A 23,477-nucleotide genomic window follows, 5' to 3' on the forward strand; every position below is an offset into this window, starting at 1 on the left:
GGCGGGGTCGTGCCCGGCCCCGCCGGCAACGACTTCCGGCCCACACTGACCCTGCAACTCTGGAGTGCGGCGCCGCCCGCCGACGGCGGCGCCTGGGATGCCGTGGAGGAAGCCGGCCTGGAGCTGCCGACCGGAACGGTCCGGGTCGAATCGGTCATGGGCCTGCCGGCCGGTCCCGATCTACCGGTCGGCGCTCCCGGCCGGTACCGGCTGCGCGCCCACTGCCGGGGGCGCGCAGCGGCCCGCGCCCTGGTCGGCCGCCGGCTCCACTACACCGGCGTGGAGATCTGGCTGATGCAACTGTGGCAGCCGTGATCAGCGGCCCTGGCCCGCGGTGAGAACGTCGTGGGCGAGCGCGTCGCGCTCGGCCGCCTCCCGCTCGGCGGCGAGCCGCTCGGCCTCGATCCGCCGGTCGTACGCGGTGCGCGCGGCCGCGATCTCGTTCTGGTGCGTCTCGGTCCAGGTGACGAGTGTGCGGATCGTCTCATGCAGGGTGACGCCGAGCGGGGTGAGCGCGTAATCCACCCGCGGCGGCACGGTCGCGTGGACGACGCGGGAGACCAGCCCGTCGCGTTCCAGGTGGCGCAGGGTCTGCGCGAGCATGCGCTGGCTGACCCCGTCGATCGCCCGCTTGAGCTCGGTGAACCGCAGGGTGCGGCGGTCCAGCAGGGCGATCACCAGCAGTGACCACTTGTCGGCCACCCGGTCGAGGATCTGCCGGACCTCGCAGTCCTCCCGGGTGTCCCACTGCAGGACGTCGTAGTCGCCGGTTACCTCGCAGGAACCGAGGGACGCGGAAGTGCCTTCTTCCATGGCACCTGATCCTGCCCGACGATCCCCTTGGTTACAAGAAGGAACCGGCATGCGCCGGAGGAACCAAGGGCGGAGCGCCCGGAAAGGAACGGCCATGTCCCGTACGGACAGCCGGATGAACGCCCGCGCCTGGGGCGTCCTCCTGGTACTCAGCGGAGCGATCTTCCTCGAAGGCATCGACGTCGCCATGCTCAACGTGGCGCTGCCCGCGATCCGCGACGACCTCGGCCTGTCGACCGGCACCCTGAGCGGCGTCGTCAGCGCCTACGTCCTCGGCTACGGCGGCTTCATGCTGCTCGGTGGCCGCGCCGCCGACCTGCTCGGCCACCGGCGGATGTTCCTGCTCTGGTTGACCGTCTTCCTGGTCTTCTCCGGGCTGGGCGGCTTCGCCACCGAAGGCTGGATGCTGCTGGCCGCCCGCTTCGTCACCGGCGTCGCCGCGGCCTTCATGGCGCCGGCCGGCCTCGCCCTGATCACCGGCAACTTCCCGGAGGGGCCGCGGCGCAACCGCGCCCTCGGCGTCTACGCCGGCACCGCCGCCGGCGGTTTCTCCCTCGGCCTGGTCGCCGGCGGCATCCTGGCCTCGGCCGGCTGGCGCTGGGTGTTCTTCGCCCCCGTGCTGCTGGCCGCAATCATCCTGGCCGCAGCGATCCCGCTGCTCAGGGACGAAAAGCGGCCGGCACGCCGGCCGCAGGGCTTCGACCTCACCGGCGCGGCCAGCATCACCGCGGCCATGTTGCTTCTCGTGTACGGCGTGGTGCGCCTCGAACACGGCACCGACGGGCTCAGAGTCACGCTGACCGTCCTCGCCGCCGGCTTCGCGCTGCTGGCCGTGTTCCTGCGGATCGAACGGCGCTCGCCCAGCCCGCTGGTCCGGCTCGGCATCCTGCGCACCCCCGGACTGGCCCGCGTCAACGCCGGCGCGCTGCTGTTCATGGTGGCGTTCGCCGGATTCCAGTTCGTCGTGACCCTCTACCTGCAGGAGCTGCGCGGCTGGAGCCCGCTGCAGACCGGCCTGGCCATGCTCGTCGTCGGCCTCGACACCATCCTCGCCCCGACCCTGACCCCGAGGCTGGTCAACCGGTTCGGGACCACCCGGGTGCTGTTCGGCGGCATCCTCGCCGCGGTCCTGGCCTACGCGCTGTTCCTGCCGGTCACCGCGGACTGGACCTACGCCGCGATGCTGCCCAGCATGCTGCTGCTCGGCGTGGCGTTCTCCCTCGCCTACGGCCCGTTGACCACGGCCGCGACCGACGGCGTCGGCGAGCACGAACACGGCCTCGCCGGTGGGCTGCTCTACACGTCCATCCAGTTCGGCACCGCCCTGGGCGTCTCGGCGGTGACCGCGCTGACCGCCGCCGGCCTGCAACCCGGCGCGACCGGCCTCACCATCGAGGCCATCCGCTCCGGCCTGGCCCTGCCCGCCGCCGCGGCGATCCTCGCCGCGATCGTGACCGCGTTCGGCCTGCGCCGCCGGCCCACCCCCGCCGAAGCCCCGGCCCCAGCCGCCGCGCCCGCCACCGCCTGACCCGAAAGCCACGGGCGGGCGGCGTCAGGCGTACATGTAACCGCTCGTCCAGTAGCTGCTCGACAGCATGGGACGGCCGCAGCCGAAGCATTCGGCCATGCGGCCGTCCTGCGCCATCTCGAAGAGATTGGCGAAACCGATGAGGGTGTCGCGCATCATCTCCTTGCCGTGAATGTGGTTGCGGGCCGCGGTCGCGGTGATGTCCAGCGCGCTCGGGGTGCGGCCGCACCGGCATTGTTCGTAACCCGGCGCCGGAATGATCCGGAACTGTTTCAGGTGGCCCAGCGGCAGATTCAGCAGGCCTTCGATGTAGCGCAATTCCTCGGGTGGCGTGTCGAGCGCACCGTCCGAGCCGTCGAGCAGCTCCTGCGCGGTGCGCATCTGCTCACCCGAGAGAATCGCCTTCCGGTCGAAACCCTCGCGCTGCAGAGATTCTTTGAGGTCGGTGATCGTCTTTTCCATGCTCTCCCCCTCGCTCATGGCAGGTTCGAGCATGCGCCCGCGTCACCGGGCGGTAAAGATTTCCGCTGGACGGATCACCGACACGGGAACAACTCCCGGGCTACCTCGATCCTTCGAAGTCCTCGCGGGAGTCTTCCATTGTTCCGGAATGCCCGCCGCTTACCGGTAGCCACGCTTGAGCAGGAATCTGGCTCCCGCTGCGTAACCGTCCGGAGTGAGGCGTTCGAAGTCGAAGGCGTCGGCGAGCCGATTGGTGACGTTGAAAGCGGCGCAGACGGCGAGGGCGTCCTCGACCTGCCGGCGCGACACGCCGGCCGCCAGCACCTGGCGCATGTCGTTCGCGCTGACCGTTCCCTGCCGGGTGAGTTTCGTCAGCATGCGCAGAGTCGCCCGGAGGCCGTCGCCGATCGGGGCGGAGTCCAGGTCGGTGAGCACCGCGCGGACCTTCGGGGCGTCCCGATAGGCCTGTTCCGCCGTCGCCGTGTGCGCGCCGACGCAGAAAGCGCAGTCGTTGGCCTGGGAGACGACCGCGGCCATCAGTTCCCGATCGCCCACCGACCACTGCGACGGGCCTCGCATCGCCTCGTGGGTGAACGTCTTGGCCGGGCCGCCGTAGAAGTCCGGCCGGTAGAAGACCAGCTTGGCGGCGTCCGGCAGGGGCCGGCCGGAGAACACCCGGACGAGCGTGAACAGCAGTTTGGTTCCGGGCCGGTAGCCGCTGTTGAGGATCTCGGGTCTCATCGGTCGCCCCGCTCGCCGCCGGCTGCTTCGGCGAGGGCGGCGAGCCCGGCCTCGTACTGCCGGCCCGCCTGGCCGACCGCGGCGCAGACGACCAGCTCGAAGATCTGGTCGTCGCTGAGCCCGGCGGCCACGGCCGCGCTGAAGTCCGCGTCGGTGATCCGGGTCGGTGCGGTGGCGACCCTGTCGACGAGCGCCGAGGCGGGGGCGCCGGCGGCGTTGTGGAAGGCGGCGGCCCGCTGCTCGGCGGAAGTGGTCCCTGGCCCGTGCAGGAGTCGTTCGACCAGGGCCCGGTGTGCGGTGCGTTTGACGTCCTCGTTCGGCTCGGTTGCGGTCATTGGCCCGGCTTACCGGATGGCGGGCCGCACCGCAACGCACCGGTCACGGCTCGCGCAGCGTCTCGCGGGGTGTGGTGCCGTAGCGGGCCCGGTAGGCGTCGGCGAACCGGCTCAGGTGGACGAAACCCCACCGGTACGCGATCTGGGTGACCGTGGTGTGCCTCGGGTCGGAGGCCCGCAGCTCCTGGTGCGCACGGTCGAGGCGGACCTGGCGCAGGTACGCCATCGGGGAGCACCCGAGGTGGCTGCGGAAGGCGGTCTGCAGCGTACGCACGCTGACACCGGCGGCGCGGGCCAGCTCGGCGACGGTGAAGGGATGCTGCGGGTCGGCCTGGATCGCATCGATCGCGCGCCGCACCGGCGCGGGCCGGTAGGCCCGGCCCTGCCGGGCGAGTTCCGCACGGTACGGGTGGTCGCACGCCATCAGCAGTCCCATGATCAGGGTTTCCTGCAGCTGGTGCACGATCAGGGGTTCCCGCAGCAGGCCGGTCTCGTTGCTGAACTCGGCGGCGATCAGCCGCACCAGCGCCGCCCAGCTGTGGCCCATGCCGGTGCTGATGTCGAGCTGCGCCGACAGCTTCAGCGGCACCGTCCCGGGTGCGTCGAGCAGCGTCTGCAGACGCCCTTCCAGCAGCTCCCGCCCGATCTTGACGCCGAGCTGGCGGCAGTCCGCCGCCCACCGGTCGATGACGACGTCCTCACCGACGCGGAACAGGCCGGCCTGCGTGCCGGCGCCGATGATGGCCCGGCCACCCTGGTGGGTCTCCAGCCGCCCGGCGAGCGGAACACCGACCTGGTAGGCGTCCGGGTTCTCGTAGCCGAGGGTGACGTCCGCGCCGTACCGGACGTCACCGATGGTCAGGGCACCGACCTGCAGCAGGTCGAACCGGGCGTCCAGGCGCCCCGAGCGGCCCAGCGGGTGGAGGAACTTGCGGGGGTAGAAATGCCGGCCGCCGAAGGAGCGCACCTGGTCCACATCGGCCGAGCGCAGGGACAGTCGCCGCACCCGATTGTCGTCCCCGCCCGCCCTCGACTGTGGGCGGTCACTCATCGCGGCTCCTCGAGGTCGTGCGGGACCCCCATCATCGCGGCTGCCGCCGAGGTCAAGAAAGTCCTAGGCGTCACCCGCCGGTGGGAGGGACACCTGGACGCTCAGACCGTCGCGGCCGGTGGAGGTGGCGGTGATCAGGCCGTCGTGGGCCTGGGTGATGGAGCGGGCGATCGCCAGGCCCAGGCCCGCCCCGCCGCTGTGGTCGATGCGCGCGGCCGCCCGGCGCCGGAACGGCTCGAACAGGGCGCCGACCTCCTCGGGTGGCACGTCGTCGCCGGTGTTCACGATGACGAGCGCGGGGTCGTCGCCGACCCGGACGTCGATCGTGCCGTCCGGGCGGTTGTACTTCAGCGCGTTCTGCACCAGGTTGGTGACCAGCCGTTCCAGCAGGATCTGCTCGCCGAGCACCACCCGCGGCCTCAGGTCGCTGGTGATCGTCACGCCGGCGTCCGCGGCCCGGGCCCGGTGCGCGGCGAGGACGTCGGCGGTGATCCGGTCCAGCCGCAGCGGCGCGCGCGCCACCAGGCCGCGGTCGCTCTCGCTGAGTACCAGCAGGCCCTCGATCAGGCGCTCGTTGCGCTCGTTGGTGGCCAGCAGCTGGGCGGTGAGCAGGTCGAGCTGGTCGGCGTTCAGCTCCTCGGCCATGCCGACCTCGATCAGGGTGCGCTGGACCGCGAGCGGGGTGCGCAGCTCGTGGGAGGCGTCGGCGGCGAACCGGCGCTGGGCCTCGTAGCCGACGGCGATGCGGTCCATCATCTCGTCGACGGTCCGGCCCAGCACCGCCAGCTCGTCGCGGCCGGGGCCGGGGCGCAGACGGAAGCCGAGGTTCTGCGGGCCCACGTTCGCGATCACCCCGACGACGTCACGCAACGGGCGCAGGCACCACCGTACGGCCGGGTAGCAGGCGGCCAGCATGGCCGCCAGCACGAGAAGCAGGGTGATGGTCACCGGGATGCTCGGCCGCCGGTAGATCTGGACACAGAGGGACGAGGCGCTGGCGTCGGGGGCGCGGCCGGGCTGGAGCTGGCACCAGGACGGCCCGAACTCGTACCAGAGGGCGAGCACCAGCTCGGCGACCGGCCGCGCGAGCTGGCCGGCGACCAGCAGGATCACGCAGAGCAGCAGGATCCGGCGGGCGGGAGATCCGGTGCTCATGCGCCGAGCCGGTATCCGGCGCGGCGCACGGTGTGCAGCACCGGCGGTTCACCGAGCTTGCGGCGCAACGTCATGACCGTCATCCGGACGGTGTTGGTGAACGGGTCGGCGTGCTCGTCCCACGCCTGTTCCAGCAGCTCCTCGGAGCTGACCACGCGCCCGCCGGCCCGCAGCAGCACGTGCAGCACGGCGAACTCCTTCGACGACAGGGACAGCAGCTGCCCGTCGCGGGAGGCGGTGTGCCGGGTGCTGTCCAGCACGATGCCGTCCTGCTCCAGCACCGGTGGCAGGGCGGGCGCCGAGCGGCGGGCCAGCGCCTGCACCCGGGCGGCCAGCTCGGCGAAGGCGAACGGCTTGGTCAGGTAGTCGTCGGCGCCGAGACCGAGTCCCTCGACCCGGTCGCGGATCCCGGCGGCGGCGGTCAGCAGCAGGACCTTGGTGGTGTCGCCGGAGTCGACGATCCACCGGCACACCTCGTCGCCGGTGCGGCCGGGCATGTCACGGTCGAGGACGGCTACGTCGTACCGGTTGACGCCGAGGCGTTCCAGGGCGGCCTCGCCGTCGTAGACCACGTCGACGGCCATCGAGAGACGGCGCAGGCCCTGCGCCACCGTGTCGGCCAGCAGCTGCTCGTCATCCGCCACCAGCACCCGCATCCTCGTCCTCCCGCTCGCGGATCAGCACCGCCCGACAGGCTTTCACAGCGCGGATAAGCGGTTGATAAAGACGTCGATGACGCTCGTCGTACGCGGCCGCCGGAAACATGGTCACCCGTGCTCAGAAATATGAGAAATCATGTCATAGTTCTGCTGCTGGTCGCGGTCACCGTGCCCTGGGCCGCCCGGCCCGCCGCGGCGATCGCGTACGGCGAGAACGCCCGCGACGGCGCCTACCCGTTCTCCGTCCTGCTCACCATGACCGGCCTGCCCGACGGCGCCGGCGGCACCCGGGACAGCTCCTGCTCGGGAGCCCTCATCGCGGCCCGCTGGGTGATCACCGCCGGTCACTGCTTCCGTGACGGCGACGGCCGGCGGGTGAACCGCGTCGTGGCGCGGCGGACCGTCGCCACCGTCGGCCGCGCGGACCTCGACAGCCGGGACGGGCACCAGACCGAGGTCGTCGCCGTGCACCAGGCCGGCCACACCGACGTGGCCCTCGCCGAACTTGCCGAGCCGATAACCGGGGTCACGCCGATCCCGGTCGCCACCGACCCACCGCGCGTGGGTGAGGTGCTGCGGCTGACCGGATTCGGGCTGACCGTCGGCGACGGCGCGATCGGGCCCACCGACCGGATGCAGACCGGGCAGTTCACCGTCGACGCCGTCGGCGACACGCTGATCGAGGCCTCGGGCCTGGCGCCGCGGTCGGACACCAGCCCGTGCCCGCACGACTCCGGCGGCCCCTATTTCCGCGAGCTGCCCGACGGGTCGGCCGTCCTGGCCGCGGTGGTCAGCAGCGGCCCCGGCTGCCCGCATCCCGGCCCGGATCTCAGCGCCCGGACCGACAACCTGGGCGACTGGATCGCCGGCGTCACCGAGAGCCGGGCGGGCGCCGGCAGCCTCGGCGGCCTGGCGTGGACCGGCATCGCCGCATTGCTGCTGGCAGCCCTGTTCCTCACCGGCATCGCGGTCCGGCGCTTTTTCGGTTGACAGCCTGTCCGATCAAATCGAGACTGTGATTTGACCGGACATCCTGTTCTCCGAAAGTGGGCATCATCATGACTGCTGCGTCGGTGGTCGTTGTGGGCGCCGGCCCCGCGGGGCTCTTCACCGCGCTCACCCTGGCCCGCCACGGCGTCCGGGTCCTCGTCCTGGACAAGCGCCGGACCGTCTCACCGCTGCCGCGGGCCGTCGGGATCAGCCTGCGCCAGATGGAGCAGCTGCGGGCGTGGGGGCTGGAGCCGGCGGTCCGCGCCGGCGGCGCCGACGTCGAGCTGGCCGTCCTGGAGACCGTCACCCTGGCCACCGCCGGCAGCGGCGTCCGCCGCGAGATGAACACGCCCGACCTGGCCCAGAGCCGGGTGGTGAGCCCGACCAGCTCGGCCCGGGTGCCCCAGGACCACCTGGAGTCCGCCCTGCAGGAGGCCCTGCTCCGGATGCCGTCGGCCGAGCTGCGGCGCGGCGCGGAGGTCACCGGCCTGACCCAGAGCGCCGACGGCGTCCGCCTCACGACGAGGGCGGCCGGCAGGCCGGGGCCGGTGGTGGGCGCGGCCTATGTCGTCGCGGCCGACGGCGCCCACAGCACCGTGCGGCGCGCGCTGGGCATCGCCATGGCGGGCCCCGACAACGCGATGGCCGGGCTGGGCGTCGAGTTCCGGGCCCCGCTGTGGGAGGTGGTGGGCGAGCACCGCTTCGCCCTCTACACCGTCACCCACCCCGACGGCGCGGGCGTGCTGATCCCGGCCGGCGACGGCGACCGCTGGCAATACGGCATGGTGGCGGCCCGCGACGACGGCACCGCGGTGCTCCAGGCGCGCATCCGCGCCGCGAGCGGCATCCCCGGCCTGCCCGTCAAGATCGTCCGGACGCATGCCTTCACCTCCGCCGCCCAGATCGCCGACCGTTTCTCGCACGGCCGGGTGTTCCTGGCCGGTGACGCCGCCCACCGGGTGACGCCACGCGGCGGCACCGGGCTGGCGATGGCCGTGCGCGACGGCTTCGACCTCGGCTGGCGGCTCGCCTGGGTGCTCCGCGGCTGGGCGCCGGCGTCCTTCCTGGCCGGTTACGAGCAGGAGGCTCGCGCCCTGGTCGCGGACAGCGTGGCCCGCGCCGAGGCGACGACCGGCCGGTGCCGGGCGGTCGTCTCGGAGATGCAGCACGACCTCGGCGGCCGCATCGCCCACGCCTGGGTCGACCGCGACACCTCGACGCTCGATCTCATCGGTCCCGGCCTGACCCTGATGACGGCCGGGCCCGGTGACCCCTGGCGTGCCGCGGCCGGGCACCTCCCGGTCCCGGTGAGTGTGGTGCCGCTCCCCCAGCCCGCGGCCCACGCGCTCGGCCTCCGCGGCCCGCACAGCGCCGTGCTGGTCCGTCCCGACGGCGTCCCCGTGGCGACCTGGTGGGCCGCCGCCGACCCGGCCGGCGATCTCGCACGGGCGGTCGCCGTCGCGTCGGGCCGGGAGGCGCCGCGATGAACACCCTGCCGTCGCCGGCTTCACCGCCGCGGCACTCCCGCATGCCGGCCCGGGCCACGTCCGGCGACGGCACCGCCCCTCGACAAGGAGATCATCCGATGACGTCATCGATCGTGCGACCGGCTGACCCGGTCGCCCCGCCGGGCACCGCGCGTGTGCCGGTGGTCGACGCCCTGCGCGGGTTCGCCCTGCTCGGGATCCTGCTGGTCAACATGACCCTGTTCAAGACGGCCCCGTCGGTCGAGCACCTCGCCGCCACCTCGATCGAGGGCGCCTGGGACGCCACCTGCGCGGTGCTGGTGAAAGTCCTCGCCGAGGGCAAGTTCATCGGCCTCTTCTCGCTGCTGTTCGGCTTCGGCGTCGCCACGCACTTCGCCCGCCGGCGCGCGGCGTACCTGCGACGTCTCGCCGCCCTGGGCCTGATCGGAGCAGTCCACCTGGTCTTCGTGTGGTTCGGCGACATCCTCACGACCTACGCCCTCGTCGGCCTGGTCCTGCTCGCGTTCGTCAACCGCGCCCCGCGCACCCTGCTGACGTGGGCGCTCGGCATCCTGGGCGCCCTGGCCACGGCGGCCACCGCCGGCCTGGTGCTTCTCGGGGTCCGCGCGGCCACCGGCTCGTCCGCGCTCGCCGCGGCCGAACGCTCGGCCGCCTCCGCCGACGCCGCCGAGGCCGGCCGGCTCGCCGAGATCTACCGCTCGGGCGGCTATCTCGACCTGGTCCAGGAGCGCGCCACCACACCGGGCGGCCTGCTCTTCGGGCTCGCCTTCTCCCTGGTGGTGCTGGCGATGATGCTGCTGGGGATGTTCGCGGCACGCACCGGCCTGTTCACCGACGTCGCCGCGCACCGCACCCGGCTGACGTCGATCGCCCGGATCGGCATCGGGGTCGGGCTGCCGCTCAACGTCCTGGTCGTGCTGGTGCAGAGCGCCGGCGGCTTCTTCGTGGTGCTCGCCGGCCAGGTCCTGCTGATGTCGCTGGCGGCGCCGGTGCTCACGGTGGGCATCGCCGCCTACGCCACTCTTCGGTACGAACGCGGCCACCGGCCCTGGCTGGAGTCGGCGGGGCGCCTCGCGCTGAGCAACTACCTGATGCAGTCGCTGGTCTTCAGCACGGTCTTCTACGCGTACGGAGCCGGGCTGTTCGGCCGGGTCGGGGCAGCGGCCGGCGTCGCCCTGGCGGTGGCACTGTTCAGCCTGCAGGTCCTGGTGAGCCACTGGTGGCTGGGCCGGTTCCGGGTCGGGCCGGTCGAGTGGGGTCTGCGCTGGATGACGTCTGGAGGCCGGTCATGAACACTCCACAGGTGCGGGTGGTCCACCCGGGCGAGGGCCGCATGGGCGACCTGGGCGCGATCACCGTGGACTTCAAGCTGTGGGGCGCCGACACCGGCGGCGCCCTGGCGATCGTCGAGCACGAGTTCGCGCCGGGCGCCCTGGTCCCGCCGCACATCCACACGCGCGAGGACGAGTACTCGATCGTGACGGCCGGCCGGATCGGCTTCCGCTCCGGAGACCGCGAGGCCGTCCTCGGCGCCGGTGGCTACATCACCAAGCCGCGCGGTGAGGCCCACGCCATGTGGAACGCCGGCGCCGAGCCGGCCCGCATGATCGAGGTGATCAGCCCGGCCGGGTTCGAGCTGTTCTTCCGCGCCGTCGCCGACCTGCTGGAGTCCGGTGAGGCCGACCCGGAACGCGGTGCGGCCCTCGCCGCCGAGCACGGGCTCCAGTTCGTCGACACCCCGTGGCTGGCCGACGTGGTGCGCCGTTTCGGGCTCAGGACCTCGTGAGCTCCGGTGGGCGGCACACCGTCCGCTCGGCCATCGTCACCAGCGTCGCGATCGCCTCGTCGACGGTGAGCCCGCGGCCGGTGACCAGCAGGTCCAGGCTCTCGAAGCTGGTCAGCACCCACAGCGCGTCGGCGGCCTGCTCGGCGCTGAGGTCCTCGCGCAGCACACCGTCGCGTTCCAGGTGTGCGGCGAGGCTCTCCATGCCGGCCCGCCGGTCCTGCTCCATGTGCCGCACCGCGCTGCCGGCCGACTCGGGGTCGAGGCGGTCCATGGCGTGCAGCACCCGGTAGATCGCGAGGTCCCGTCCCTTCATCCGGCTCGCCGCGGCGATGCCTTCCCGCAGATGCTCCCGGGCGTCGTCGGACGCGACGGCCCGGCTGAGCTCCCCGAGCCCGGTGTGTTTCCAGAGGTCGACCACGAACGCGTCGAAGAGGCCGGCCCGCGACCCGAAGTCGGCGTAGATGGTCGACCGCGACACGTTCGCCAGCCGGGCCACCTGCTCCAGGCTCGGCTGCTCGGTGGGGACTTCGCGCAGGCGCTGCCCGACCGCCGCGAGGATCCGCCGCCGGGTCTCCTGGGCGGCCTCGGCACGGAGCACCTGGTCATATTTGCGGGTTGCCATCCGGTGCTCCCTCCTGAAGCCGTTTTCAGCCTACATATCGTAGGTTGAAAGCCTCAACGGCCGTTGGAGATCTCGACGGTGCAGTTCTCCCGGCGCGGGTCGTCGCGCCACAGGCAGATCTGCACGGTGACCGGCTGCCCGCCGATCGTGGTGGCGACCGCCGGCGTGTGCACATAGCCCCGCTCGCTCCGGGCCAGCGGCGTGGCACAACTGCGCCACCGCCCGCCCGGTGTGCTCCAGCGGACACGCGCACCGCCGGCGTGCGGGTCGTGGTCGTCGGAGCCCGCCCGCCCCCAGTAATAGGTGCGCCCGTCGTGCCGCGCGTACCGGGCGGAGCCGTTCATCTGGTCGAAGTCGAGGACGGGGTCGATCCGGGTGGCCGCGTCGTCGTCGAAGAGCTGCGGGGTGTTCTCGATGATGTCCGCGCCGGTGGCCCCGAGCCGGCACTCGGCGTCAGCCACCGGCTGCTCGGGCTCTCGGTCGAGGACGACCAGCGCGGTCGCGGCGCCGGCGATCGCCAGCACTCCCAGCGCGGCGGCGATCAGCGTCCAGCGCCGCCGCCGCGGCCGGCGGGTGGTGAAGTACGCGTCGATGATCTCGGGCTCCGCCACGTCTTGCTCCGGGCGGGGCACCGGCACCGCCCGGGGCGCCCGTTCGTCCGCCTGCCGCGCGGCGTCGACGAGCGCCGCGACATGGGCGCTGGCGACTTCGAGCCGGCCGGCGTCCTCGTCGGTGAACGGCGCACCGGCGATCAGATGACTGGCCCGGGCCACCGCGACCACGACGACCGGGTCGCTCACCCGGCGCGGCTCGCCGGCGAGGACCGCCGCGACGTCGTCCTTGTCGACGGACGCGCCCGGCGCCAGCCGATGGGTCCGGATCACCTCGGCGAGGTGGCGCAGCGATCCGGGCTGTCGGCGCCGCCGGGGTGCGGGCGATCCGGGCGGTGGGTGATAGACACCGTCGCGCGCCGCCCGCGCGGCCGCGGCGTTGAGTTGCGAGGCCACCAGTTGCGCGGCGTCCTCCACCTGTCGCCACCACGGCGGAAGCGGTTCCTTCGCGCTACTCGGATTCATCGGCGTCATTGTGCCGAATCGTCACCAGCTATCTGTCGCCGGGGACGGATAGCGCCGAACCGGGGACAGTTTGGCCTGGTGGCCGAGGGTTTCGGTGGCACAGCATGGCGGCGCGGCCCCGGTCCGGAGCCGCGTCACTTCGGGCAAGGAGTTGATGTGTATGCGTCATCTGATCCGGCGGGCCGGCCTGACCGGCTCGGCTCTGCTGCTGGTCGTCGCCGCGGCGGCCACGCCCGCGTCGGCGGACCCGCCGCCGGCGGCCGGCGGCAAGCCGTTCTTCCAGATGCCGTTCCCGTGCGGCCTGCAGATCGAGGTGAACCCGTTCGGGCACGCACCGGCTCTCGACATGTTCCGGGTCCCGCGCAGCCTCACCACGGGCACCCCCGTGCTCGCTTCGGCGGACGGCGTGGTGGTACAGGCCGAATTCCAGGATTACGGGGGCAACGCCGTCCAGATCCGGCACAGCGGTGACTGGTACACGGTCCAGATTCACCTGCAGCGCATCGACGTGCGGGTCGGCCAGTCCGTGCGCCGCGGGCAGCAGATCGGTACGGCGGGCGGCACCGGCTCCGGGGCGAACACCCCGCACGTGCACTACGAACAGTCCCACGACGACAACGGCGACGGCTTCGTCGACTGGGGCAAAGACCACGGCGAGCGCTATCCGGTCGAGTTCAACGGTGTGGTGGTGGAGCCACCGCCCGCGACCAGCCGCACCGTGACGAGCGCGAACTGTCTGCCGCCCGCCGACCAGATCGGGGTCTTCCGCGGTGGCAACCCCGGCAGCCTGCGCCTGGACAACAACTACGACGGTGCCTCCGACATCGTCATCAACTACGGCCGGACCGGCGACATGCCGATCTCCGGCGACTGGGACAACAACGGCGCTCACGGCCTCGGTGTCTTCCGCCCGTCCGAGGGCCGCTTCTACCTGGACCAGAACAACGACGGCGCGACCGACAACTGGGTGAACTGGGGCGACGGGCGGGACCGGCCGGTGAGCGGCGACTGGGACGGCGAGGGCGGCGACGGCATCGGCGTCTTCCGTGCCGCGACCGGCGAGTGGTTCCTGGACAACTGGATGGACGGCACCACCGACTACCACCCCACCTACGGGCAGGCCGGCGACTTCCCGGTGGCCGGCAACTGGGACGGGCTCGGCGGGGACGGCATCGGCGCCTACCGCCCCGGCAACCGCACCTTCTACCTGGACGACTGGGTGGACGGCACGACCGATCACACCTTCCAGTACGGGCAGGCGGGCGACTACCCGTTCGCCGGCGACTTCGACAGCGACGGCAAGGACGGGGTCGCCGTCTTCCGGCCGAGCGACGGCTACATCTACATCGACAACGACCTGAACGGCATCACCGACCGCAAGGTCAAGTACGGCGCCGAGGGCGATCGCCCGTTCTCCCGCAAGCGCGGCTGACCCCGAACGCCACTGCTGTGCCCTCGCCCGTACCCACGCACGGGCGAGGGCACATCCGATCAGCTGACCTGCACGAGCTGCCACTGCTGGTCGAGCGCTCCGGTGTCGGCCCACTGGACCACCGGCGTGCCCTGCGCGGTCGAGCCGTTCCGCAGCGCCAGAACCTTGCCGCTGCCGACGTTCACGACCTTGTAGTAGGCGCCGGCCGCGACGAGCCGCCACTGCTGGTCGGCGGCCTGATTCTCGACCCACTGCACGGCGGGCGCGCCGTCCGCGGTCGAGCCCTGCCAGATGCCGAGCGTACGGCCGCTGTTCCGGTTGCCGCCGATCAGCCGGTTGCCGTTCGCCAGCGTCCACAGGTGCCACTGCTGGTCGGCGCCGTTGTGGTCGCCCCACTGGATCACCGGCGCCCCGTCGGTCAGCGCGGCGTCGTTCACCGACAGGGCCTGCCCGGACGCCCGGTTGATGAACTTGTAGTAGGCGCCGGCCGAGTTGCCGAGGTCGACCTCGCCGTAGCGGACCGGACCGACCGTGCCGCTGGCGCCCCAGGACGCGGAGAGGATGAGCACCCGCCGGGCGCCGGCGACGTACTGCAGGTGGCGGCTGTAGCCCTGGTGCACCGCGGTCCGCTGGGACACCCACGCCCCGTCGCTGCGCCCGGTGGAGTTGACCAGCACGTCGCTGCTGTCGGCGTCGTTGTAGACGATGCGCCCGTCCGGCAGGCGTACGGTGACCGGGCTGCCCCCGGACCATCCCGGCGCGGCCTGCCCCGCGCTCGACGGGTCACAGTTCAACGGGTCGGCACAGACCTTGATGCGGTTGCTGGCGCCGCCACCCCAGTACTCGAACGTCATCAGCCACTTGCCGTCCGAGGTCGGCACCACGTTGGTCATGCCGGGCCGGGCCGCGTAGTGAGCGGTGCCCACGTCGGCGGCCGGAGCGCTCCAGGTGATCCCGTCGGCCGAGGTCTTGTGGGCCAGGATCTGACCCCCTTCGCGCGACGCGTCGGCGCCGCTGAAGAAGTTGGCCTCCTCCTCGTCGGAGTAGTAGGCGACCAGTCTGCCCTGGTGGGTCATCAGGTACGGCTCCCACACCGGGTCGTGCTGCTGGTCGGCGCCCTTGGCGATGATGCTGCGCACCGTCCAGGTCGCACCCTGGTCGGCGCTGGAGTGCAGCACGATCGCGATGTTCTGCCGGTTGCCGTTGCCGCCGGGGTTGGGGGCGATGTCCGCGCCGGAGACGACGCTGGCGAGCAGCAGCGTGCCGGCCGGCATGCCGCCGAGCGCCTGCGGCAGCACGTAGAAGAACGGGTTGGTCCAGGCGCTGGTGTAGGCCGCGTACGCCGGGTCGCTGGTGAGGTAGGCCGGTGCCCGCAGGTTGGTCAGCCGCTGCCAGGTGTTGCCGTTGTCGTCGCTCTTGAAGATCGGCATGGTCTGGCCGACGACCGCGCCCTCGCTGTCCTCGAAGGCGGCGACGAGGCGGCCGCTCGGCAACTGTGCGGACTTGGGGTAGAGCACACAGGGATGCTTGTTGCAGCTGCCGGGGTTGGCCGGCACGTACATGTTCTGCTCGACCGGCTGATAGGCCGATGCCCGGGCCGGGATCAGCACCACGGCCAGAAGCAGCCCGAGAGTGGCCGCGAGCGATGTTTTCGTAAGTTTGCGGAGTCGGCTCATCACCGTTAAAGGCTCCTCACTCGGCGATTATGTGGGTAGAAGTCTGCGGCCGGAGCGAGACACCGCTCAATGGTTACGAAAACTTTTCGATATGGTTGCGGGGACGTGGTGCTGCCGCAGCGCGTGGACGGTGCGCACCGGCCCGGTCAGGGTGACGCTGCGGCGGGAGGAGCCGGCGTGCAGCTGGATCTCTCCGGGCTCGACGATGCGGTCGCCGTCGAGGCCGGTGAAGGCGAACCGGTCGGTGTCGACCTCGAAGCGGACGAGCGCCCGCTCACCCGGCTCCAGCTCCACCTTGGTGAAGGCGAGCAGCGCCCGGACCGGCCGGCTGACCTGCGCGACCGGGTCGGTGGCGTAGAGCTGGACGACTTCGGCGCCGGTCCGGGCGCCGGTGTTGCGGACCCGCACGGTGACCCGGATCCGGCCGTCGGTCGGCACCTCGGTGCGGTCGGTCGTGAGGTCGTCGACGGCGAAGGTGGTGTAGGACAGGCCGTGCCCGAAGCCGAAGGCGGGCGTCGGGTCGAGGTTCGACAGCGCGCTCTGCCGGTCCGCCAGCGGCGCGTGCAGGTAGGTGTAGGGCTGCCCGCCCGCCGTCAGCGGGATCTGCACCGGCAGCTTGCCGCTGAAGTTGTCGCGCCCGGACAGCAGGCGCGCGACGGCGTGCCCGCCCTCCTCACCCGGCAGGAAGACCTGCACCATGGCGGCCGCGCGGTCGCGGAAACGGCCGACGGCGTACGGGCGGCCGGAGACCACGACCAGCACGGTCGGTGTGCCGGTGTCCAGCACGGCCTCGACCAGTTCCTCCTGCACGCCGGGCAGGCGAAGGTCCTCGACGTCGCATCCCTCACCGGAGGTGCCGATGCCGAACATGCCCGGCCGGTCGCCGACGACGACCACCGCCGCCGCGCTGCCCCGGCTCGCGGCGACAGCCTCGGCGATACCGGTCGTGTCCGGCTCACGCACCGGGCAGCCCCGGGAGTACGACCAGCGCACCTCAGGCAGTTCCCCGGCCAGGGCGTCGCGCAGGGACGCGATCTCGACGCCGGCGCCGAGTTCCGGACGGCCGGACAGCACATGGTTGGGGAAGCTGTAACAGCCCAGCATGGTGCGTACGTCGTCGGCGCAGGGACCGACGATCGCGATGGCGCCGGTGGCCGGCAGCGGCAGCGTGCCGTCGTTGCTCAGCAGGACCGCGCTGTCGCGGGCGACGGCGCGGGCGAGCTCGCGGCTGGCCGGTTTGTCGAGGTCCAGCCGGCCGGCGCGCAGGGCGGGCGGCCGGGGATCCCAGCCGGGGTCGCAGAGCCCGAGTTCGATCTTCTGGCGCAGCACCCGGCGGACGGCCCGGTCCAGTTCGTCCTCGCCGAGTTCCCCGCTCTCGACGGCGTCGACCAGGGCCTGGCCGAAGCCGCGCTGGTCGGGCAGCTCCACGTCCATCCCGGCACGCAGCGCGGCGCGCCCGGCCGCCGGCAGGTCCGCGGCGACACGGTGGGCGGTCACCAGGAACGGAATGGACCAGTAGTCGGAGACGACCGTGCCCTCGAAGCCCCACGTGTCACGCAGCAGCCCGGTCAGCAGCCGGCGGCTGGCCGCCGGGGCCTCACCGTCGATACCGGCATAGGAATTCATGACGGACGCGACGCCTGCGGCGACGAGACGTTCGAACGGCGGCAGGATCACATCGTTGAGTTCGCGCCGGCCGACGCTGACCGGGGCGTGGTTGCGTCCGCCCACCGAGGCGGCGTACCCGGCGAAGTGTTTGAGCGTGGCGTGCACACCCTCGGCCTGCAGGCCGCGCACGTACGCTTCGGCGATCTCCCCGACCAGGTAGGGATCCTCGCCGTAGGTCTCCTCACAGCGTCCCCACCGATAGTCGCGGATGACGTCGACCACCGGCGCGAGCCCCTGGTGCACGCCCGCCTCGGCCATGTCCGCCCCGATGGCGTGCCCGACCCGGCCGATCAGTCCGGGGTCGAAGGTGGCGGCCATCGCCAGCGAGGTCGGATAGATGGTGGCGCCGAAGGCCGTGAAGCCGGTGAGGCACTCGTCGTGCGTCATCGCCGGAATGCCGAGCCGGCTCTGCGCCATGATCTGCCGTTGCCGGCCGGCCAGCATCCGGGCGTGCTCCAGCGGCGCCCGCACCACGGTGCCGTAGGGACGGGTCAGCTGACCGAGGCCGTCGCGTGCGGTCTGGTCGAGGTCGCCGACCCGGCCGAGCAGGCTGGTGCCCGGGGCCACTTCCGGGCCCGACGGTTCGACGTCCTCCCAGGCGCTGCCGAGCTGCGCGACCTTCTCGGCCACGGTCAGCTCGCCGAGCAGTGACTCCACCCGTTCCGCGGTGGGCCGGCCGGGGTCCCTCCACGGCCGGGCGCTGCCACCCGGCGCCGCATCGGCGGGGGCGGGCTTCGGGGTCGTGGCGGTCATGCGTTACTCCTTGTGGATGTACGGTGGCGCGAAAGAATGCGAGGTGGACGTGGAGCGGAGTGCGCGTGGACAGGCCGGCCGGCACGGTCTGATCAGCGAGGTGGCGCGCGCTGCGCAGGTGTCGGTCTCGACGGTGTCGAAGGTGGTGCACGGCCGCCGTGACGTGGGCGAGGCGACCCGGGCACGGGTCGAGGCCCTGCTGGCGGAGTTCGGCTACCGGCGGCCCGGCGCCGACCCGGGCCGGCCACGCCGATTCCTGACCGTGTTCCGCGACCTGGCCGGGCCGTACACGCTCGAGGTGGTCCGCGGGATCGTGACCGGCGCGGCCGAGGCCGGCGCACACCCGATCCTCGGCATGACCAACCGGCAGTCGATCTCCCGCTGGCTCGACGAGTGCGAGACGCTGGACGCCGCCGGCATGATCCTGGTGATCAGCATGCTGGCGGAGCAGGATCAGCAGCGCATCGTCGAGCAGCACATCCCGGTGGTGCTGGTCGACCCGCTCAGCGAGCCGGTCATCGAGATTCCCAGCATCGGGGTGACCAACTGGAAGGGCGGCCGCACCGCGGTCGAGCATCTGCTCGAGCTGGGGCATCGCCGGATCGGCATGCTGGCCGGGCGCCCGCACTCGGTCGCCGGCGCCGCCCGCCTGCACGGATACCGCGCCGCACTGGACGAGGCCGGCATCGCCGTCGACCCGGAGCTGATCAGATCCAGTGACTTCGACTTCGAGGAGGCGGTGACCGCGACGACGGCGTTGCTGGCGTTGCCGCAGCCGCCGACCGCGATCTTCGCGGCCAGTGACGAGCAGGCGCTGGGTGCCCTGGAAGCCGCGCGCCGGGCGGGCTGCCGGGTGCCCGGCGACCTGAGCGTGATCTCGTTCGACGACACCGCCGTGGCCTCGATGACGTCGCCGCCGCTGAGCGCGGTGCGCCAGCCGTTCGAGGAGATGGGGCGGGTGGCGGTGCGTACCCTGATCCAGCTCGCCGAGGGCAAGGCGCCGCCCACCTCCCGCGTCGAGCTGGCGACCCGCCTGGTCGTGCGCGAGTCGACCGCCGCGCCGGCCTGACTCACTTGGAGAAACCCGCGGTGAGCCCGGCGATCAGCTGACGGCGGGCCAGGACGAACAGCAGCAGGATCGGCAGCGTGGACAGCACCACGGCGGCCATCGTGGCCGGCACGTCGATGCCGAACTGACCCCGGTAGAGCGTGAGGGCGAGCGGCAGCACGGCCCGTTCGTTGCTCTGGGTGAGGATCAGCGGGAAGAGGAACCCGTTCCAGACCTGCAGGCCGTTGTAGACCACGACGGTGACGATGGCCGGCCGGGTGAGCGGCAGCGCCAGGGCGAACAGCTGCTTCCACTCACCGGCGCCGTCCACCTGCATCGCCTCGAACAGCGAGTGCGGCACGTCGCGCAGGAAGCTGACCAGGATCATCACGGTGATCGGGACGGCGAAGGCGGCGGACGGCAGGATGATCGCGAGCAGGCTGTCGTACAGCTGCATCCGGATGATCAGCAGGTAGACCGGGATGATCACCGCTTGCAGCGGGATGGCCAGACCCAGCAGGAAGAGCCGGAAGTACCACCGGGACCAGCGCGACGTGCCGCGGGCGACGACGAAGGCCGCCATCAGCGAGACCGCCACCGTGACCAGCACCGCGGCGGCGGTGACCACCGCGCTGTTGAGCAGGTAGGTGCCGAAATCGCCGGCGAGCACGGTCCGGAAGTTGGCCAGGGTGGGATCGGCCGGCGGCGCCAGCGGGCTGGTGCTCAGGAAGTCGGCCCGGTCGCGCAGGCTGGTGACGACCACCCAGTAGAGCGGCACGATCACGATCGCCGTCCACAGCAGGGTGGCGCCACCGGTGACGGCACGGCGCGCGAGGCGCGCCGGCGAGAAAGTCCCGCCGGTCGCGGCCGGTGCGGCAGCAGGCAGCTTCACCGGGGTACGGGGGTACGACGTCGTCGCGGTCACGAGCCCTCCTGCTGGCTGGCCATCCGGGTGAAGCCGGACCATTTCGTGGTGATCAGGGACAGGGCGAGCCCGGTGAACACGAGGATCGTGGCGATGGCACTGGCCCGGCCCATGTCGTGCGCCTGGAAGCCGGTGATGTACATGGCCAGCGGCAGGACCCGGGTCGCCGTTCCGGGACCGCCGGTGCCCCCGGACAGCACGAAGATCAGGTCGAAGTAGGTCAGTGAGCCGACCAGCATCAGCGTGGTGGACGTGACGACGGTGTAGCGCAGCTGGGGCAGGGTGATCCGCCAGAACCGGTCGCCGCGGCCGGCGCCGTCGATGGCGGCGGCCTCGTACAGCGACACCGGGATCTGCCGGACCCCGGCCTGGTAGAGCAGGGCGTGGAACGGGATGAACTGCCAGGCGATGACGAAGATGACGGCGTACAGGGCGAGGTCCGGGTCGCCGAGCAGCGGCCGGGCCAGCCAGCCGAGGCCGGGTGTGGCGCCGATGCCGAACGCCGGGTCGAGCAGCGCCTGCCAGGTGAGGCCGACCGCGACCGCGGACAGCAGCAGCGGCAGGAAGAACAGGACGGCCAGCAGGGCCCGCCAGCGCCCGGCGGCGGCCTGGAACAGTCCCAGAGCCAGCGCGATCGGGGTCTGCAGCAGCCAGCTGAGCACCATGACCTTGGCGGTGAGCCACAGCGCGTCCCAGGTCGCGGAGTCGGTCAGGACGCTGGTCCAGTTCGCGGCGCCGGTCCAGCTGATCGCGCCGAGGCCGTCCCAGCCGGTGAAGCTGAGGATCACCACCCCGGAGAGCGGGACGATGCCGAACAGTCCGAAGAGCAGCAGGGCGGGCGCCGCCATGGCGGCGCCGGTGGTCCGGCGCCGCCACGCGGTCGCGCCCCGGTGAGAGGTACGCGCAACGGTCACGTCAGGAGGCCTTGCTCATGTTCTGCCCGAACTGCTCGGGCGTGATCTTCTTCAGGAAGGACTCGTCGACGTTGGTGAGCAGCGGGTCGGCCTGCTCCGACGGCAACGCCTGGTCCCAGGACAGCTGGAAGGTCGGTGACTTCTGCACCAGGTCGTAGACGAACTGCAGCCACTCCTTGTCCGGGGTGGTCACCGCGGCGAGCTTGGCCTCCAGTCCGTTGACCGGCGGCACGCTGCCGGCGGCGAGGTAGGCGTCGACCTGAGCGTCGTTGAGGACGTAGTCCTTCAGGTAGGTGAGGGCGGCGGCCCGGTCCTTGGTGGCCGCGCTGATCGACAGGTAGTTCGACGGGTTGCCGACGATGGCGTCCGGGTTCCCCGCCCCGCCGGGGATCGTGGGGAAGGCCGTCCAGCCGAGGTTGCCCTGGGCCACGAGGTCGGGTGCGGCCTTGGCGATGTTCGCGTACTCCCAGGTGCCCATCAGTTCGAAACCGGCCTTGCCGGTGTGGAGCAGAGCGGTCGCGGCGCCCTGGTCGTAGGAGAGCGAGGAGGCGTTGTCGCCGAACGCGCCCGCGTCCACGAGCTCCTGCAGCAACTGGTTGGCCTTCGTCACCGACGGGTCGGTCCATCCGCTGCCGTCCCCGGCGCCGATGCGCTCGAACACCTGGGCGCCGCCGGTGCGGTCGAGCAGATACTCGTGCCACATCAGCGTCGGCCACTTCGAGTTCGCGGCGAGCGAGATCGGCGTGACGCCCTTGCTCTTCAGGGTCGCCACCGCGGCCTTGAGGTCGTCATAGGTCCGGGGCGGCTGCACGCCGGCGTCGGCCAGCACCTTCTTGTTGTGGTAGAGGACGACCGGGGCCAGACCGTTGGCGGGTATGCCGTAGACCTTGCCGTCGAAGGTGGCCGTCTTGAGCACGCTCGGTGTGAACCGGCGGGTGTCGAGGTCGGTGGCGCTGATCTCGGCGACCTTGCCGGACGAGACGTAGTCGCCCAGGGCGCCACCGCCCCAGCTGAAGAAGATGTCCGGGCCCTGACCGGCGCCGAACGCGACCCGCAGCTTCTGCTTGTAGTCGTCGTTGGCGAACAGTTGCAGAGTGATCTTCCGGTCCGGGTGGTCGGCGTTGTAGGCCTCCACCGACTCCTTCAACGTGGTCTGGTCCGACAGCGCCCACATCGTCAGGCCGGAGGCGGCCGCCTCGCCCGGGCCGGCTGTCCCGCCGCAGGCGGCGGCGGTCACCGTGGCCGCCACCGCGACAGCGATGGCGGCCATCCGCCGTGTTCGGGACGCGAACTTTCCGGTCATGCGCTGACCCCTTCTCATGGGAAGCCCCGGCGACGGATGACAATCCGCGCCGGTCTACGAAAACTTTTCGATACTCGGGGCCGTGGAACGCTCCCGCTGACAAGGGAGATTGGCATGGCCCGGAGTGGCCGTACAAGAACGACTTACGAAAAGTTTTCGGAGACTTGAGAAGGGGCCACCGCGGCCGGCTACACGCCGGGCGCGTCCCAGAAGACGTAGATCGAGCCGTACGGCACGCTCACCGACTGCCCGGCGGTGCAGCTGCCGGCCGGGGCCACGCCGCCCGACGTGCGCAACCGGTTGATGTAGTCCGACCTGCTCAGGACACCCTCACCGGTACGAGAGTTGACCTTCAGCAACAGCTCGGGAATGGTGCCGGCCCGCGGTGACGACTCGACCCTGGCCGCGGTGACCAGGGAGCCGTCGCGGACCGACTGCCAGCTCGGGCCGCCGAAGTGGTGCAGGCGGCCACCGGTGCCGATCAGCTGCGCCTCGGGCACCGACGCGCCGGTGTAGGCCCCGGTCGTCGCGCCCGCCGGCACGACGCAGGTGTAGGTCTGGGTGCCCTTGGTGACGAGATAGGCGCCGACCAGCCGGGAACCGGCCGGCGGCTGGATGATCTCCGGAATGAACGGGACCGCCACCGTGCGGCTCTCGGCGGCGGACGCCTCGTGGGTCACGGTGACGACCGCGGCGGCGACCGCGGCCATCCCGACGACGGCGACCGCGCGGATCCGGGATCGAGTGGTACTCAGCATTCTTTCCCCCTGCGTAGGACTGCGGGCGGAGCTGCCCGCCGACCGGACACACGGGATTCAGCCAGCGACGGATCGAAATAATTCGATTACTGGCCGTTCGAGCCCGGCCCCGTCCTCCGAACGGTCAGAACCGGCGATGACGACTGCTCCCCGGGCGCAACGGTCGGACATCTCGTTCACAACCTGCCGCTCCGAACCTGGTCCCCGTAAGCAAATACGTGAGGGGACGTAGTTGATGAAGGTTCAGATCCGTAGGTTTGCCATCGGTGCCACCGCCATCGGCGCTTTCGCTGCT

Annotated in this window: 23 protein-coding genes; 8 read left to right on the top strand and 15 right to left on the bottom strand. The window is 71.8% G+C overall.

The window, feature by feature from the left end:
• The coding region (locus tag AB0F81_RS33395; RefSeq protein WP_360203697.1) for a hypothetical protein at positions 1-315 on the top strand (315 nt) is incomplete at its 5' end.
• Here the strand turns inward: AB0F81_RS33395 and AB0F81_RS33400 are convergent.
• The gene (locus AB0F81_RS33400; protein WP_360203734.1) at positions 316-753 is read right to left on the bottom strand and encodes a helix-turn-helix domain-containing protein; all 438 of its coding nucleotides are present in this window, start codon (positions 751-753) and stop codon (positions 316-318) included. It lies immediately after the preceding gene.
• A gap of 154 nt (positions 754-907) precedes the next feature.
• On the opposite strand from AB0F81_RS33400, the gene AB0F81_RS33405 reads away from it, so the two are divergent.
• Positions 908-2,341, top strand: a complete 1,434-nt coding sequence (locus AB0F81_RS33405; protein ID WP_360203698.1) for an MFS transporter — start codon at positions 908-910, stop codon at positions 2,339-2,341.
• A gap of 24 nt (positions 2,342-2,365) precedes the next feature.
• On the opposite strand, the gene AB0F81_RS33410 is transcribed toward AB0F81_RS33405, so the two are convergent.
• The 6 genes from AB0F81_RS33410 to AB0F81_RS33435 all read right to left on the bottom strand — a co-directional run bounded on the left by AB0F81_RS33410 (position 2,366) and on the right by AB0F81_RS33435 (position 6,741).
• Positions 2,366-2,803, bottom strand: a complete 438-nt coding sequence (locus AB0F81_RS33410) for a hypothetical protein (protein ID WP_360203700.1) — start codon at positions 2,801-2,803, stop codon at positions 2,366-2,368.
• Between the two features lie 159 nt (positions 2,804-2,962).
• A complete protein-coding gene (locus AB0F81_RS33415; RefSeq protein WP_360203701.1) occupies positions 2,963-3,544 on the bottom strand; it encodes a carboxymuconolactone decarboxylase family protein in 582 nt (193 codons plus the stop codon).
• Complete coding sequence (locus tag AB0F81_RS33420) at positions 3,541-3,879, bottom strand: hypothetical protein (RefSeq protein WP_360203703.1); 339 nt, start codon at positions 3,877-3,879, stop codon at positions 3,541-3,543. The genes AB0F81_RS33415 and AB0F81_RS33420 overlap by 4 nt, the downstream gene beginning before the upstream one ends.
• Positions 3,880-3,922: 43 nt before the next feature.
• Positions 3,923-4,930: an AraC family transcriptional regulator gene (locus AB0F81_RS33425; protein WP_360203705.1), complete on the bottom strand. Its 1,008-nt coding sequence runs from the start codon at positions 4,928-4,930 to the stop codon at positions 3,923-3,925.
• A gap of 63 nt (positions 4,931-4,993) precedes the next feature.
• The gene (locus tag AB0F81_RS33430; RefSeq protein WP_360203707.1) at positions 4,994-6,085 is read right to left on the bottom strand and encodes an ATP-binding protein; all 1,092 of its coding nucleotides are present in this window, start codon (positions 6,083-6,085) and stop codon (positions 4,994-4,996) included.
• Positions 6,082-6,741, bottom strand: a complete 660-nt coding sequence (locus AB0F81_RS33435) for a response regulator transcription factor (protein ID WP_360203709.1) — start codon at positions 6,739-6,741, stop codon at positions 6,082-6,084. The genes AB0F81_RS33430 and AB0F81_RS33435 overlap by 4 nt, the downstream gene beginning before the upstream one ends.
• Positions 6,742-6,870: 129 nt before the next feature.
• Here AB0F81_RS33435 and AB0F81_RS33440 point away from each other — a divergent pair, with 129 nt between their 5' ends.
• The 4 genes from AB0F81_RS33440 (at position 6,871) to AB0F81_RS33455 (ending at position 11,007) form a co-directional block, all read left to right on the top strand.
• The gene (locus AB0F81_RS33440) at positions 6,871-7,734 is read left to right on the top strand and encodes a trypsin-like serine protease (RefSeq protein WP_360203710.1); all 864 of its coding nucleotides are present in this window, start codon (positions 6,871-6,873) and stop codon (positions 7,732-7,734) included.
• A gap of 68 nt (positions 7,735-7,802) precedes the next feature.
• Positions 7,803-9,221, top strand: coding sequence for an FAD-dependent oxidoreductase (locus AB0F81_RS33445; RefSeq protein WP_360203712.1), 1,419 nt, complete (start codon positions 7,803-7,805; stop codon positions 9,219-9,221).
• 98 nt (positions 9,222-9,319) lie between these two features.
• Positions 9,320-10,513: a DUF418 domain-containing protein gene (locus AB0F81_RS33450; RefSeq protein ID WP_360203714.1), complete on the top strand. Its 1,194-nt coding sequence runs from the start codon at positions 9,320-9,322 to the stop codon at positions 10,511-10,513.
• Complete coding sequence (locus AB0F81_RS33455; RefSeq protein WP_360203716.1) at positions 10,510-11,007, top strand: cupin domain-containing protein; 498 nt, start codon at positions 10,510-10,512, stop codon at positions 11,005-11,007. The genes AB0F81_RS33450 and AB0F81_RS33455 overlap by 4 nt, the downstream gene beginning before the upstream one ends.
• Here AB0F81_RS33455 and AB0F81_RS33460 read toward each other — a convergent pair.
• Complete coding sequence (locus AB0F81_RS33460) at positions 10,994-11,629, bottom strand: TetR/AcrR family transcriptional regulator (protein WP_360203718.1); 636 nt, start codon at positions 11,627-11,629, stop codon at positions 10,994-10,996. The genes AB0F81_RS33455 and AB0F81_RS33460 overlap by 14 nt on opposite strands.
• 53 nt (positions 11,630-11,682) lie before the next feature.
• Positions 11,683-12,705, bottom strand: coding sequence for a hypothetical protein (locus AB0F81_RS33465; protein ID WP_360203720.1), 1,023 nt, complete (start codon positions 12,703-12,705; stop codon positions 11,683-11,685).
• Between the two features lie 160 nt (positions 12,706-12,865).
• Between AB0F81_RS33465 and AB0F81_RS33470 the strand changes: the two genes are divergently transcribed.
• Positions 12,866-14,137 carry a M23 family metallopeptidase gene (locus AB0F81_RS33470; protein ID WP_360203722.1) on the top strand — a complete coding sequence of 424 codons (1,272 nt, stop codon included), beginning with the start codon at positions 12,866-12,868 and terminating at the stop codon, positions 14,135-14,137.
• Positions 14,138-14,196: 59 nt separating this feature from the next.
• Here AB0F81_RS33470 and AB0F81_RS33475 read toward each other — a convergent pair whose 3' ends face one another.
• Both AB0F81_RS33475 and AB0F81_RS33480 read right to left on the bottom strand, forming a co-directional pair.
• Positions 14,197-15,813: an RICIN domain-containing protein gene (locus AB0F81_RS33475; RefSeq protein WP_360203736.1), complete on the bottom strand. Its 1,617-nt coding sequence runs from the start codon at positions 15,811-15,813 to the stop codon at positions 14,197-14,199.
• Positions 15,814-15,879: 66 nt separating this feature from the next.
• Positions 15,880-18,234 (bottom strand): glycoside hydrolase family 3 N-terminal domain-containing protein, encoded by a 2,355-nt coding sequence (locus AB0F81_RS33480; protein WP_360203723.1) that lies wholly within the window; start codon positions 18,232-18,234, stop codon positions 15,880-15,882.
• Between AB0F81_RS33480 and AB0F81_RS33485 the strand changes: the two genes are divergently transcribed.
• Positions 18,233-19,303 (top strand): substrate-binding domain-containing protein, encoded by a 1,071-nt coding sequence (locus AB0F81_RS33485; protein ID WP_360203725.1) that lies wholly within the window; start codon positions 18,233-18,235, stop codon positions 19,301-19,303. The two genes, AB0F81_RS33480 and AB0F81_RS33485, sit on opposite strands and share 2 nt — an antisense overlap.
• Position 19,304: 1 nt before the next feature.
• Here AB0F81_RS33485 and AB0F81_RS33490 read toward each other — a convergent pair whose 3' ends face one another.
• The 4 genes from AB0F81_RS33490 to AB0F81_RS33505 form a co-directional block, all read right to left on the bottom strand.
• Positions 19,305-20,207, bottom strand: coding sequence for a carbohydrate ABC transporter permease (locus AB0F81_RS33490; protein ID WP_360203726.1), 903 nt, complete (start codon positions 20,205-20,207; stop codon positions 19,305-19,307).
• Positions 20,204-21,121, bottom strand: coding sequence for a sugar ABC transporter permease (locus AB0F81_RS33495; protein ID WP_360203728.1), 918 nt, complete (start codon positions 21,119-21,121; stop codon positions 20,204-20,206). Before AB0F81_RS33495 ends, AB0F81_RS33490 begins: the two co-directional genes overlap by 4 nt.
• Before the next feature lies 1 nt (position 21,122).
• Positions 21,123-22,424: an extracellular solute-binding protein gene (locus AB0F81_RS33500; RefSeq protein WP_360203730.1), complete on the bottom strand. Its 1,302-nt coding sequence runs from the start codon at positions 22,422-22,424 to the stop codon at positions 21,123-21,125.
• A 188-nt stretch (positions 22,425-22,612) separates the two neighbouring features.
• On the bottom strand, positions 22,613-23,182 hold the full coding sequence (locus AB0F81_RS33505) for a DUF3455 domain-containing protein (protein WP_360203732.1): 570 nt from the start codon (positions 23,180-23,182) through the stop codon (positions 22,613-22,615).
• Between the last annotated feature and the right edge of the window lie 295 nt (positions 23,183-23,477).

Origin of the sequence: Actinoplanes sp. NPDC024001 (assembly GCF_040638955.1) — a bacterium.
In the GTDB taxonomy this organism is placed as follows: domain Bacteria; phylum Actinomycetota; class Actinomycetes; order Mycobacteriales; family Micromonosporaceae; genus Actinoplanes.